Below are 13351 nucleotides of genomic sequence, written 5' to 3' on the forward strand. Positions count from 1 at the left end.
CAATTAACTGCATATGAATACTAAACTATTATTCATATTTCTGAGAAAAGTGTTTTGTTGTTTAAAAAGCTTTAAGCCAGTCTGTAACTGCTTTGAGTTTGATTCTATTTTTTAATGAATTTTTGGGAAGATTTTCCTAAAGAGGTTTCAATATCAATTAAATAAGTTCCGCTTAGGAAGTGTTTAACATCCACCTTATCACCAATAACTTTAGCATTCATTTTTCTTCCAAACATATCGTAAACAGCAATTGATTTAATTTCCCCTTTTGTTTTAATATTCAATACATCAGAAACTGGATTTGGATAGATGGATGTTTCTGAGTTCGTTGTATCACTGTCTGCAATGGATAATGGTAATGCACAAGGCGTTGTAATACTGCCATAGGGTTGTGTGTTGTAGGCAAACTCAGTTACAGAATACCCTGAACCATTAGCCCCGGCAATCAGTTTGAAATAGCCGTTAATATTGTAGCCTTCAAATTGGTTTCTAAAACCAACATAAGCTGTTTTGCCAGACCAGGTAGTGTATGTAGGAGTGTAAACATCAAGTTGTCCGGGAGTATAAGTAGGATAACCTATATTACTTGCATTCGTTATGGTGGTGCAGGCTGGAATTAGGCTAATATTTCTTGTTCCTGCTTCACATACTAATCCTTTCCAATAGGTTTCCAATTTTAATTGATTTGCCCCATAGTACCAGGCGCCATACCCGGCATCATCACTAAGCTCAGGGTTAATGATAAAGTATTTCCAAGTTGCTCCGGAGTTGGTTGTTACTGTTGTTGGTGTTGGATTGGCATAACTTTCCAGAGGAGTTCCGGTAACTATTTTATAAGGATCTTTATATGAAAAAGTTAATGCCAAAGCGGTTGTGGATCCTAATGAAGTTACACCTCCTGTTATAGCAGGATTTAGGAATGTAATTGATGAATTGAGAATCTGGCTTTTAGGATGACTGGTTGTTGATCCATTTAGAGTAAGTGTAGCAGTAGTAGGACTTGTAACTGCTATAGCTGCTGTTAATCCTGCTGGTAATGAAGAAGTGAAATGTGTTCCTGAAATAAGAGTTGTTCCATTTGGTACCCCAAATGTTGCTCCGTTTAGGGTAATGGCTGAGATTGGAGTAGATGCTACTGTTCCATCTAATGATACTTTACCATTATTGTTTAAGTTTTCAGTAAATGTACTGTTGCTAAGAGCTAATCTAGGCGGAGTATTGGCAACACCGGTTGCTGCTAAGTTTGCGGGCTGCCATAAATTTATTCTTGAAGGGTGATTTAATGCGGCTAACATTCTGTTGACTTGTCCAGTGGTAAACATTTTATAACAACCTGCAGAGCCGTTGTATCCCATATAGTTTTCAACGTTCACTTTTTGTCCAAGACAATTGTTTCCAGCTGCACATCCTAATCCATTAGAATTATTTTCTACAGGGGTGTCAGCAACTCCATCACCATCATTACTGGGATTTGCAGTTGAACAAAGAACATTGAATGTATGTTGAAGATTTAGCCAATGCCCGAATTCGTGAGTGAATGTGTCAGAAAACTCGTTTGAAGCAACAGTTCCTGCAGCATCATATATATAACGGCCATTATAAACAACTCTGGCTGTATTTACTGAAGTCATGTATGAATCCGGATACCAGGCAACTCCTGATTGATATAAATCTTTACTAGCATATAGATCATTTTGTATATACACATTCATATACTTTGTATTATCCCAGGCATCTGTGCCAATTTGTGCATCATATCCGCCACCATTGCCATATCCACCTTTGAAAGGATGAAATACCACTCCGCTTGTTGCTTTTCCGGTTGGGTCAATTTTAGCTAAGCGGAATTCAATACTTAATGTGCCCCTAATAGGCTGGAAGTAAGGATCTATAGTGTTTGAATCAGTGTTGATTCCATTGAAATTTAAGTTGATTTGTTGCAGCAAGTCAACTACTTTTTGGTAATTCACTTTTACATTACTCTGAGATTCTCCATACACATGAAAAACCACAGGAATGATGTAGGTGGGAGAATTCACCTTTTTATTCAATGGAGTTTTGTTTGATTCCATTTTTTTTACAAAATCTTTTGTGAATTTTTCAAAATTTTCATATTCAGCCTTAGATTCAGGATGCAGTTCAAAATGTTTTTTCATCATTTCATCTGCTTTACACTCATGAGGTCTGTTTTCTTGAGCAAAACCTATTATTGGAAATAGGGAAGCAAGTAGTAGTAATTTAAATTTTTTCATGATTTTTTGGATTTGGTTGTTAATAAATTATTTGAATAGTTAAATGGTTTTAGGCATAATTTTGTGTGTTTTATGTTATGTTTTTTAATTAAATCTTTCAGGGTTGAATATCTTTATCTCAACCGTTGGCTTTTGGTCATTGGCAAGTTCTGAAACTGTTTTTCCGAAAATGGGTCCAAGACTTAGCCCCATCATTCCACCGCCTCCGGCAATAATTAGATTTTTTAATTTCGAAGATTGACCTAAATACGGAAGGCCATCCGGAGCGCAGGGTCTGTAACCCAACCAGATTTCTGATTCTTTGGGTATTTCCATCTGGAAATCGGGTAAATACTTAGGAATAGACCGGACGATACCTTCTACCCTTTTCATATTAATTTTATCATGATGGGAAGCCAGTTCCATAGTTCCCCCAAAACGGATCTGCCCATTCATAGGAGTGACAGCCACTCTTGCTTCCAGTAATAAAGCAGCATGATTCAGGGTATTGACCGGATTATCAAGGGTATGCATAAACGAATATCCTTTTCCGGGCATTAACTGAATTTTGATTCCTACCTTCTGAGCCAGTTCAGGAAGAAATGAACCTCCGGTCATAATAAATTGGTCTGCAGTAAATTCCTTACCATTGGCAATGACTGTTTTAATAGCATTTCCAGAAGTTTCAAAACCTGTTACTTTGTGATGAGTATGGAAAATGACATTGTTATTTTTAAGATAGGCGATCATTTGTTTCATCAGTTTTACCGGATTCATATGACCGTCACACTTATAATTGACTCCTCCGATAACATCCAATCGGGCATTGGGCTCGAGTTCCTGAATTTCTTTTTTATCAAGAATATCAACTGATAATCCCATATTAATTGCTTTGTGGGCAAGCTCTATCTCCTCTTCTGCTACTTTCTCTGTTTTATAAAGCATCAGAATACCATTTTGATTAAGTTCAAAATCAAAACCATCTGTTTCTGCAATTTCATTATAAAGTTTGCTGCTTGCGAGATTAAGATCACGGATGGCTGCTGCTGAATGATCAACATGTTTCTGGTTGGAATGTTTCAAAAACTGTAAACCCCATGATATCAGTTTAGCGCTGAGTGAAGGTTTCACATAAAACGGACTTTTACTGTCAAACATCCAGCGTATTCCCTGGGCAACAACTCCCGGTGCGGCCAATGGGGTAAAATGACTGGGTACAATCATTCCTGCATTGCCATAAGAACAGTTGTTGGTAAGATCATTCTGCTCCAGAATTTCCACCTGCCATCCTTTCTGTAAAAGGTAATAGGCTGAGCTTAATCCGGCTATTCCTGCACCAATGATGAGGGCTTTTCCTTTATTCTGTGTCATATGCGTGTTACATTACCTGAAAACCCTGCCAATAAGGATCTTCATCATCAATAATAATATGATTATATCCGGTAATTCTTGCCCAGCCTTCTACTGATGGGATAATGGCTGATCTTCCATCTACAACTGCAGTTTCTTCAATTCTGCCAATAAACTGAGAACCAATATAGCTTTCATGGATAAATTCTTCTCCTTTTTTGAGTTTTCCTTTAGCATGCCACTGCGCCATTCTTGCAGAAGTTCCTGTACCACATGGTGAGCGGTCCAAGGCATTTTCACCTACCAATACCGCATTTCTCCCACTTGCTTTAGGATCTGTAGGTATACCTGTCCATTGAATATGGCTTAATCCGGTAATGTGTTCAATTTCAGGATGAATAAATTCATATTTATCATTGAGTAATTTTCTGATGATTTTTCCATAATGAATAAGCTGGCTGGCTGTAAAATCAGAAATATCTCTATAATTTTCCTGAGGGTCTATAATAGCATAAAAGTTTCCGCCATAGGCTACATCAGCATTGATTAATCCAAGATCCGGGCATTCAACTTGCAGATTTTCTGCATACAGAAAAGACTTTACATTCGTTAGTTTTACCGATTTTACTTTTTTCCCTTCCTGTACATAATCTATGAGGATAAGTCCGGCAGGTGTTTCAAGACGCAATTTCCCGGGAATTTTAGGTACAACAAGGCCTTCTTCTATGGCAATGGTTACTGTTCCTATCGTTCCGTGTCCGCACATGGGAAGACATCCGCTGGTCTCAATATATAAAACCCCGATATCATTATTTTCATCAGCAGGAGGATACAGAATACTTCCGCTCATCATATCGTGACCTCGGGGTTCAAACATTAATCCCTTTCTTATCCAGTCATATTCTTTCATGAAGTGAAGCCTGCGCTCCATCATGGAATTTCCTTTTAAAATAGGTGCTCCTCCTGCAACAAGGCGTACAGGACAGCCACAGGTATGTGAATCTATACAAAAAAATGTTCTGTTCATGTGGTCTGTAATTTTAATGATCCTGAATTCATTTCTCCATCCACCATTCTGCTGATCTGCAATGGATTGTCATTCTTTAACTCTTCGGGTAAAAATTCATCCGGCCAGTTTTGAAAAGAAATAGGACGAACAAATCTTTTTATAGCATCCGGTCCTACAGAAGTAAAACGAGAATCTGTGGTAGAAGGAAACGTACCACCATGCTGCATGGCATAAACTACTTCCACTCCGGTAGGCATTCCGTTGAATAACAGTCTTCCGCATTTATCTTTCAGAAGGCTGACTAACGTAAGATTATCACGTAGGTCTTCATCAGTAGCGGCTACCGTAATCGTCAATTGTCCTTTTAGCTGATGGGCGATTTCTGTGATTTCATCAAGTGTTTCACATACCACCACAATACCAAATGGGCCAAAAACTTCTTCACTCAATACAGGATTATTCAGGAAGGTCTGAGCATTTGTCTTTATAACGGAAGCATGTCCTAGACCATCTTCTGTTGTGGGGTTTGCCGAAGCAATTATTTCAACATCCGGTTGTTCTATCGCAATATTTTTATGTTTTTCGAAGCTTTCCGATATTCCTTTGTGAAGCATATTCGCAGGAGCAACATTCAGAATTTCATCTTTTAATGTGTTGATAAAGCGGTCAAGAGAATTCCCTTTCAATGCAATAAATACTCCCGGATTTGTACAAAACTGACCTACTCCTAACGTTAAAGAAGCAATATATTCTTTTGCTAATGTTTCAGCTTTAGTTTCAAGTAAGTTTTGAAAAGCAAATACAGGATTAATACTTCCCATTTCTGCAAATACCGGAATAGGATTTTCACGACGGTTAGCAATATCAAACAAAGCCTTTCCCCCTTGGAAAGAACCGGTAAATGCAACTGCCTGTATATCCGAATGCTGAGTCAGGTAAGCTCCGGTTTCATAAGATGTTCCGGTAATATGGCTAAAGATCCCTTCAGGCCATCCAAAAGCTGTAACAACGGCATTTATTGTATCAGCCATTATTTGTGAAGTCTGTGGGTGTGCCGGGTGTGCCTTTACAATCACAGGACAGCCGGCCCCGATAGCACTTGCTGTATCTCCTCCTGCCGTAGAAAATGCAAACGGAAAATTACTGGCTCCAAAAACAACAACAGGCCCAATGCCTACATGGTATTTTCGGAGATCTCCTTTTTGTTTTTCTGGCTGGGCAAGATCAATTCTGGGTTCTGCATATATCCCCGTAGCAACAGCTTTTGCATAACTTCTCCATTGTCCTACTGTTCTGGCCTTTTCACCTGTAAGTCTTGCTAAAGGCAATGACGTTTCAGCGTGAGTAACTGCCAACAGTTCTTCTCCCAAAGCTTCAATCTGATCAGCAACAGCATTCATAAATTCTGCCCGTTCATTGATGGTGGTATTCTTCAGGAACTGGAAGGCTTCAGCTGCCCTCTGAATTCTTTTATCAATATTTTCTTTTGATGTTTCTTCAATCATAATTGTTTTTCAGGTGTTAATTGAGTACCGGACGATTAGCCCTGCCTTCATCAATGATTTTTTGAACTTTTTCAGCTTCCTCTCCTTGGAGTTCAAGACGTGGAGCTCTCACATAAGGATTGCTTATTCCTTCTGATGCCGCCGCCAGTTTGATATACTGGATAAGTTTAGGATGAATATCCAGCTCCAGCAAAGGCATAAACCATCTGTAGATGGCTACAGCTTTGTCATATTCATGGGCTTTTGCGTAGTTATACATCGCCATGGTTTCATTAGGAAACGCATCTACAAGACCTGCCACAAGACCATCAGCTCCAAGCATCAGGGTTTCCAGGCAAATTGTATCTACACCTCCAAGAATTTTGATCCTTTTTCCAAAACGGTTAATCATTCGGGTTACATTCGCCAGATCTCTCGTTGATTCTTTAACAGCCTGAATGGTTGGATATTCAATAAGCTCCTCAAACATTTCAAGGGTAACATATATTCCATAGTCTACAGGATTGTTGTAAATAAGAATAGGAAGATCTGTAGCAGAAGCCACTGCTTTGAAATACTCAACAACTTCACGGTTATCAGCTTTATAACGCATGGGCGGAAGAAGCATAAGGCCGTCTGCTCCGAATTCTTTTGCTTTCTGTGCAAAGTTCACCGCATTTTTGGTTGTATTTTCAGAAAGATTAAGAATGACAGGAGTTCTTCCCTGTGTTATTTTTTTTGCATATTTCAGCAACTCAAATTTTTCTTCCGTTTCCAAAGTACTGGCCTCCCCTAATGTTCCTGCAAGGATAATTCCGTGAACTCCTGCTTTAATCTGGGCTTCTGTATTGAGAGTGAACATTTCAAAGTCTATCTCACCTTCTTTCGTAAAAGGAGTTAATACAGCAGGATAAATACCTTCCCAGTTTAGTTTTGTACTCATATCAAATAATATTTATTCAAAACTAGGTGAATTTTAAAACGGTAAATGTTAATATTTTAATAGATACTAACCATATTTTAACAGGTTGCTTTTACTGGTCTATGGTGGCCTCTTTGTAGTGCTTAAGGTATTCTTTAGGTGAATATTTCATAATGGACTTGAAAACACGGTTAAAATTGGTAAGGCTGCTGAATCCGCTATTAAAAGCAACAGAAGAAATATTGTACATACTGCTGGCTGTCAATAGTCTGCATGCTCGCTGTACACGAAGTTCATTCAGATATTCAATATACGTAATGCGGGTACGTTTTTTAAAAGATCGGCAAAAAGCCTGAGGAGTCATACAGGCTTCTTTGGCAATAAGGTCTAGCGTAAGTTTATTCTGGGCGAAATTTTTCTTAATAAAAGTCTGGGCATCTATAATTCTTTGGTCGGTATCAGAAATAAGATCAGGCAGATTCTTTTCTGAAGATAATGGAATATGCAAATGCCTGTTTTGCATAAGATGGTTTAAAATCCTGATAAAATCAATGATCTGATCTACTCCTTTTGTCTTTTGTAATGCCGCAATGTTTTCCCCGATATTTTTTTTAAGTTTAGAAGATACCTGGAAACCTACTTCTGAATGATTGATAAAATTTTTAAGTTCCTCAAATTCAGGTAAGCCGAAAAATGCAGCGATCTTTTTATGAGGGTCAAAAAAAATAGAAATAGAATGAACCTTCTGTTTTTCATTTTTCTCAAAATTACCCCTGAAGACGTGGGATTGATTGGCTCCCAGATAGAAAATATCTCCCGCTTCAAAATTAAAGAGATTCTGTTCTATAGCCAGTGTTCCATGTCCTTTAAGAATCCACATGATCTGTGTTTCTGTATGACGGTGGAAATAAGGATAGAAATTAGGCATTATATCTTCCTGGATGCGAAGACTCTTGTTGGTATCAGCAGGAACAGAAAATTGCAGACTCTTCATAATATCATGGCTTTATTACAATAACATTTTCTTAAAGGTTAAAATATTGCTGAAGGTAAGCAAAATATGAACATTGATTATCATATTAAAATCCAAATTTTACATATTCTTAATTTTAATGAATAAAGGGCTATCAATAGTACAAAATCGTAACTTTAACCTTTTAAAATAAAAAGTATTCATAATATATGTTTTCAGCACAAACTTATCAAGACAGAAGAGCAATATTACAAAGAGGCGTATCTGGGGGAATCCTGTTATTTCTAGGAAATATAGAGAATCCCGTGAATTTTGAGCACAATCCTTATTATTTCCGTCAGGACAGTACTTATTTATATTATTTCGGAATTCAGGAACCCCGTATTGCAGCCATCATGGATATCGATGAAAATAAAACCATTGTTTTCGGAGATGAACTCAGTATAGATGATATCGTATGGATGGGCAGACAGGAAACCCTGAAAGAAAAATGTCAGAAGTCCGGTGTACAGGAAACGCTGCCTTATGCTGAGCTTTCTCAATACATCGCAAAAGCACAGGCTTCCGGAAGAAAGGTTCATTATCTTCCTCCCTATCAATCTTCGAATAAAATTTTACTGGGAGATCTTCTTGGGACTCCAATTGCAGAATTACAGCCTTCTGCAGAAATGATTAAAGCGATTGTAAAACAGCGTTCTATCAAAGAACCTCAGGAAATTGTACAGATAGAACAGGCCGTGAATGTATCTAATGATATGCATTTATTGGCCATGCGAATAGCAAAACCCGGAATTAAAGAATATGAAATTGCAAATGCAATTCAATATCTTGCGGCCAACAAAGAATGCCAGATGTCTTATCCCCCGATTGTAACGATAAATGGAGGGATTCTGCATAATCATTACCGTCTCAAGACCTTAAAAGAAGGAGATCTTTTCCTCAATGATTCCGGAGCAGAAACAGCGATGGGATATGCAGGGGATCTTACGAGAACCTTTCCTGCAGGCAAAACTTTTACAACCCAACAAAAGGAAATGTATGAAGTTGTTCTGAATGCTTTTAATCAGGCTCAAAATCTTTTGAAACCGGGAGTACGATTTAAAGATATTCATCTGAAAGCAGCACAACATCTGGTAGAAGGGCTTACCGATCTCGGACTGATGAAAGGAAATCCTGAAGAGGCTGTTAAAAACCATGCTCATACTCTGTTTTTCCAGTGTGGACTGGGACATATGATGGGACTTGATGTTCATGATATGGAAGACCTTGGAGAACAGTATATTGGCTATACGGAGGAAGAACCTAAAGATACCCAAACATTCGGGCTAAAATCTTTACGTTTGGGAAAAGCCCTGGAATCTGGTTTTGTCGTTACGGTGGAACCTGGTATTTATATGATTCCGGATCTGATTGATATGTGGCAGTCTGAAAACAAAAACGCAGACTTTATTAATTATGATAAAGTAAATGAATACCGGGATTTCGGAGGAATCCGTGTGGAAGATGATTTCCTGATAACAGATAACGGTTACAGACTTTTAGGCAACGGACTGATCAAAACGGTTGAAGAAATTGAAAATTACAGAGCTGAACATTTAGCTTAATTTAAATCATATTTATGAAGAACATAAAAAAACTAACAGCTATTGCATTGTATTTCCTGTGTTTATCCCCATTGGCAGCACAGAAAACTCAATGGACTCCTGATGGTAATGCATATTATTCATTTACTAAAAAAGGGGTTGAAATTGTTGATGTACTCCATCCAGGGAAAGATCAGACGCTTTTAAACAGTAGTGAGCTGGTTCCAGCCGGAAGTTCTGATGCTCTGCAGGTACAGAGTTTTCAGGTATCTCCTGATGGTAAAAGTTTATTGCTTTTTGCCGACACCAAAAAAGTATGGAGGGACAATACCCGCGGAGATTACTGGATCTTCGACAAAAACACCAAAAAGCTTACCCAGCTTGGAAAAGATTTGCCTGCTTCATCGCTAATGTTTGCAAAATATTCACCGGATGGAAAAAAAGTAGCCTTTGTCTCTAAACATAATATCTATATTGAAGACCTTTCAAATAATCAGCTCAGCAAAATTACAAACGATGGTACAGACAGAATGATCAATGGTACTTTTGACTGGGCATATGAAGAAGAGTTTGGAACTCAGGATGGTTTCAGATGGTCTCCGGATGGAAGTAAAATAGCGTATTGGAAAATGGATGCACGGGGAACTAAGAATTTTCTGATGATCAATAATACGGATAGCCTGTATTCTTTTACCGTTCCTGTAGAATATCCAAAAGTAGGAGAAAATCCTTCAGGATGCAGTATCTGGTTTTATGATCTTGCCTCCAAAACATCAAAGAAAGCCAATATTGCAGGTGATGAAGTACAAAACTATATTCCGAGAATGGAATGGGTGCTGGATTCTAAATCCGTAATCCTGCAGCAGCTGAACAGAAAACAGAATCAAAGTAAAATCATCATAGCAGATGCCAATTCCGGAAGCAGTAAAACCATTCATACGGAAACAGATGCTGCATGGATTGATATCAAATCCCGTTGGAACGATAATGATCCGAGCGGCTGGGATTGGATTGAAAATGGTAAAGAATTCTTATGGCTTTCTGAAAAAGACGGCTGGAGACATATTTATAAAATAGATATGAACGGTAAAGAAACATTACTTACGAAAGATAATTTTGATGTTATAAAACCTGAGTTTTTTGATGTTCCTAATCAACTGATTTACTTTTTGGCTTCTCCTGATAATGCCACTCAGAAATACCTGTATAAAGTAAGTATGAAAGGAGGAAAAGCGCAAAAAGTAACTCCGGCATCTTATACAGGATCTAATAACTATACGATATCCCCTAACGGAAAGATTGCGATGTTTACCAATAACAGCATCAATTCAATTTCCATAGGCTCTGTAATCTCTCTTCCGGAACATAAAGAACTGGTTGCAGCCAAAAGATCTGCAAAAGCTGATCCTGCAAAATCTAAAGCAGAGTTTTTCCAGATTACCACACAAGATGGTGTTACACTGGACGGATGGGTGGTAAAGCCTAAAAATTTTGATCCTAATAAAAAGTATCCAATTGTTTTTACCGTTTATGGAGAACCGGGATCACAAACCGTAACCGATAATTTCTATACCGGCTGGAATTATCTATATACAGGGAATATGGCTGAGGACGGTTATTTATACGTTTCCCTTGAAAACCGTGGAACTCCATCCCCAAGAGGACGCGAATGGAGAAAATCCATTTATCGTAAAATAGGACAGCTTAATATCCGCGATCAGGCAATGGGAGCCAAAGCTTTATTCGCAAAATGGCCTTATGCAGATACTTCAAGAGTTGCTGTTTGGGGATGGAGCGGTGGCGGTTCTTCTACCCTGAACCTTTTGGGACAATATCCTGATATTTACCAGACAGGAATTGCCATTGCTCCGGTTGCCAATCAGTTGTTCTATGACAATATTTATCAGGAACGCTATATGGGGCTTCCACAGGAGAACAGGGAAGATTTTGTCAATGGTTCTCCACTGGCTTATGCTAAAAACCTAAAAGGAAATCTTCTGCTGGTTCACGGAACAGGTGATGACAATGTACATTACCAGAATACAGAAGTATACATCAACGAATTAGTAAAATATAACAAACAGTTTCAGCTAATGTCTTATCCTAACCGTACTCATTCTATTAATGAAGGGGAAGGAACATCACTGCATCTTGCCACTATGTTTACAAAATACCTGAAAGAACACTGCCCTCCGGGAGCAAGATAAATAATGAAGCCTCACAGTAATGTGGGGCTTTTATTATGTAAAACCATTACAGCATTAAACAAAAATTCCCCGGATTGCTCCAGGGAAAAATAAGTGTCAAAACCTATAATTTTTTATAGTGGTGTGGAATGATGTTACATTAAACGCAACAATGGATGTGCCAAATTACTCACTATTTTATGAAATGTGATTTTTTGTGGTACCTTTTGTTTTCTTTCTTCCTTAGTGTTTCTATTTTACATGATTATCACTAAATTTGAGTGAATCATTTCTAACATTATTCATGAAACTACCACGCTCCTATTATTCCAATCAGGATGTTCTTTTTCTGGCTCAGGATCTTTTGGGAAAAATACTTTTTACGGAACTCAATGGTGAAACTACAGGCGGAATCATTGTAGAAACGGAAGCCTATTTTGGAGTTAAAGATAAAGCTTCCCATGCCTATGGAGGCAGGCGTACAGACCGTACGGAAACCCTGTATCATCATGGCGGAATTTCTTATGTGTATTTATGCTATGGAATTCATCATCTTTTCAATATCGTCACTTCTGTGGAAGATGATCCTCACGCAGTGTTGGTGAGAGCTGTTGAACCTTTGATTGGTAAAGAAATCATGGAGTTGAGAAGAAATATGCCGGCTTCTAAACCAGCCATTTCCGCAGGTCCGGGATCAGCCTCCAAAGCATTGGGAATTGACCGTTCTTTTAATAAAAAAGATCTGAACGGTCAGGAGATTTGGATTGAAGATCACGGTATTTCGTATACTTCTGATGAAATTGTCACGGGACCTCGTATAGGGGTAGCTTACGCTCAGGAAGATGCGCTTCTGCCCTGGCGGTTTTTTGTCAAGGGAAACAAATATGTGAGTAAACCCAATAAAGTATAAAGATCAGGATGTACTGATTGAATCATAAAATTCTTTATAGTGTATAACCAGACTGTCAAGAGAAAAGCCACGGTTTAAGCCGCTCGTATTGGGTAAAACCCAGACTTTTGCTTCACAGAAATCTTCAGACTGTTCTCCCCAAAGAATTTCTTTCTTTTTAGAAAACGATTTGTAGGCTGCTTTACCCAGAAAAGCAATATATTTCGGTCGGTATTTTATTATTTTTGATGTAAAACTTTCAAGAGATTCATCAAATTCTTCCTTTGAAAGCTCATCCGCACGGGACGTTGCTCTAGCCACAGCAGTGGTCAGCCCATATCCGAAATCCAGTAGTGAAGTATCATGTACGGCTTCTATTTCATATGGTGTAAACCCCGACTGATGGAGCACTTTCCAAAATCGATTGCTCTTTCCTGAAAAATGATGACCCTCGTTTGATGATTTTAAACCGGGATTGATTCCGCAAAAAATAACATTGAGATCGGTTGAAATAATATCTGTCAGCATATGGATAATAAAAGACTTTAAAGGTATTGATATTTGAATTGTTCAAAGATAAATTTTATCTCAAGATACAGAACGTTTCATCTTCTTTAAAATACGTTTTATCTAGCTCTTTTGCGGTGTCACTCAGATTATAATACTGAATACGAATTGATAACGGTAATTTTGCCAGGTAAATTAGATGAAATTGTTTGCGGTA

The 13351-nt window shown here is 38.1% G+C and carries 10 protein-coding genes; 3 read left to right on the top strand and 7 right to left on the bottom strand.

Annotated features, from left to right (window positions below; all coding sequences use genetic code 11):
- Nucleotides 1-104 precede the first annotated feature (104 nt).
- The 6 genes from ODR02_RS07255 to ODR02_RS07280 all read right to left on the bottom strand — a co-directional run bounded on the left by ODR02_RS07255 (nucleotide 105) and on the right by ODR02_RS07280 (nucleotide 7990).
- Nucleotides 105-2252: a zinc-dependent metalloprotease gene (locus ODR02_RS07255; RefSeq protein WP_309511984.1), complete on the bottom strand. Its 2148-nt coding sequence runs from the start codon at nucleotides 2250-2252 to the stop codon at nucleotides 105-107.
- 84 nt (nucleotides 2253-2336) lie between these two features.
- Nucleotides 2337-3602, bottom strand: a complete 1266-nt coding sequence (locus tag ODR02_RS07260) for an NAD(P)/FAD-dependent oxidoreductase (protein WP_309511985.1) — start codon at nucleotides 3600-3602, stop codon at nucleotides 2337-2339.
- A 7-nt stretch (nucleotides 3603-3609) separates the two neighbouring features.
- Nucleotides 3610-4608, bottom strand: coding sequence for a 4-hydroxyproline epimerase (locus ODR02_RS07265; RefSeq protein ID WP_309511986.1), 999 nt, complete (start codon nucleotides 4606-4608; stop codon nucleotides 3610-3612).
- Nucleotides 4605-6095 (bottom strand): aldehyde dehydrogenase (NADP(+)), encoded by a 1491-nt coding sequence (locus tag ODR02_RS07270; protein ID WP_309511987.1) that lies wholly within the window; start codon nucleotides 6093-6095, stop codon nucleotides 4605-4607. The genes ODR02_RS07265 and ODR02_RS07270 overlap by 4 nt, the downstream gene beginning before the upstream one ends.
- A gap of 16 nt (nucleotides 6096-6111) precedes the next feature.
- Entirely contained in the window at nucleotides 6112-7017 is a 906-nt protein-coding gene (locus ODR02_RS07275) for a dihydrodipicolinate synthase family protein (RefSeq protein ID WP_309511988.1), read from the bottom strand.
- A 91-nt stretch (nucleotides 7018-7108) separates the two neighbouring features.
- Complete coding sequence (locus ODR02_RS07280; RefSeq protein WP_309511989.1) at nucleotides 7109-7990, bottom strand: AraC family transcriptional regulator; 882 nt, start codon at nucleotides 7988-7990, stop codon at nucleotides 7109-7111.
- Between the two features lie 188 nt (nucleotides 7991-8178).
- Here ODR02_RS07280 and ODR02_RS07285 point away from each other — a divergent pair, with 188 nt between their 5' ends.
- The 3 genes from ODR02_RS07285 (at nucleotide 8179) to ODR02_RS07295 (ending at nucleotide 12648) form a co-directional block, all read left to right on the top strand.
- Complete coding sequence (locus ODR02_RS07285; protein ID WP_309511990.1) at nucleotides 8179-9573, top strand: aminopeptidase P family protein; 1395 nt, start codon at nucleotides 8179-8181, stop codon at nucleotides 9571-9573.
- 14 nt (nucleotides 9574-9587) lie between these two features.
- The gene (locus tag ODR02_RS07290) at nucleotides 9588-11759 is read left to right on the top strand and encodes a S9 family peptidase (RefSeq protein WP_309511991.1); all 2172 of its coding nucleotides are present in this window, start codon (nucleotides 9588-9590) and stop codon (nucleotides 11757-11759) included.
- A gap of 283 nt (nucleotides 11760-12042) precedes the next feature.
- On the top strand, nucleotides 12043-12648 hold the full coding sequence (locus ODR02_RS07295) for a DNA-3-methyladenine glycosylase (protein WP_309511992.1): 606 nt from the start codon (nucleotides 12043-12045) through the stop codon (nucleotides 12646-12648).
- A 3-nt stretch (nucleotides 12649-12651) separates the two neighbouring features.
- On the opposite strand, the gene mug is transcribed toward ODR02_RS07295, so the two are convergent.
- Complete coding sequence (gene mug, locus ODR02_RS07300) at nucleotides 12652-13155, bottom strand: G/U mismatch-specific DNA glycosylase (RefSeq protein ID WP_209784399.1); 504 nt, start codon at nucleotides 13153-13155, stop codon at nucleotides 12652-12654.
- Nucleotides 13156-13351 lie beyond the last annotated feature (196 nt).

The organism is Chryseobacterium sp. CFS2, assembly GCF_036543225.1.
Taxonomy (GTDB): Bacteria; Bacteroidota; Bacteroidia; order Flavobacteriales; family Weeksellaceae; genus Chryseobacterium; species Chryseobacterium culicis_A.

Coding starts and splice junctions, on each gene's coding strand:
- ODR02_RS07275 (WP_309511988.1), bottom strand. CDS start 7,017: ATGAGTACAAAACTAAACTGGGAAGGTATTTATCCTGCTGTATTAACT.
- ODR02_RS07295 (WP_309511992.1), top strand. CDS start 12,043: ATGAAACTACCACGCTCCTATTATTCCAATCAGGATGTTCTTTTTCTG.
- ODR02_RS07260 (WP_309511985.1), bottom strand. CDS start 3,602: ATGACACAGAATAAAGGAAAAGCCCTCATCATTGGTGCAGGAATAGCC.
- ODR02_RS07285 (WP_309511990.1), top strand. CDS start 8,179: ATGTTTTCAGCACAAACTTATCAAGACAGAAGAGCAATATTACAAAGA.
- ODR02_RS07290 (WP_309511991.1), top strand. CDS start 9,588: ATGAAGAACATAAAAAAACTAACAGCTATTGCATTGTATTTCCTGTGT.
- ODR02_RS07265 (WP_309511986.1), bottom strand. CDS start 4,608: ATGAACAGAACATTTTTTTGTATAGATTCACATACCTGTGGCTGTCCT.
- mug (WP_209784399.1), bottom strand. CDS start 13,155: ATGCTGACAGATATTATTTCAACCGATCTCAATGTTATTTTTTGCGGA.
- ODR02_RS07270 (WP_309511987.1), bottom strand. CDS start 6,095: ATGATTGAAGAAACATCAAAAGAAAATATTGATAAAAGAATTCAGAGG.
- ODR02_RS07280 (WP_309511989.1), bottom strand. CDS start 7,990: ATGAAGAGTCTGCAATTTTCTGTTCCTGCTGATACCAACAAGAGTCTT.
- ODR02_RS07255 (WP_309511984.1), bottom strand. CDS start 2,252: ATGAAAAAATTTAAATTACTACTACTTGCTTCCCTATTTCCAATAATA.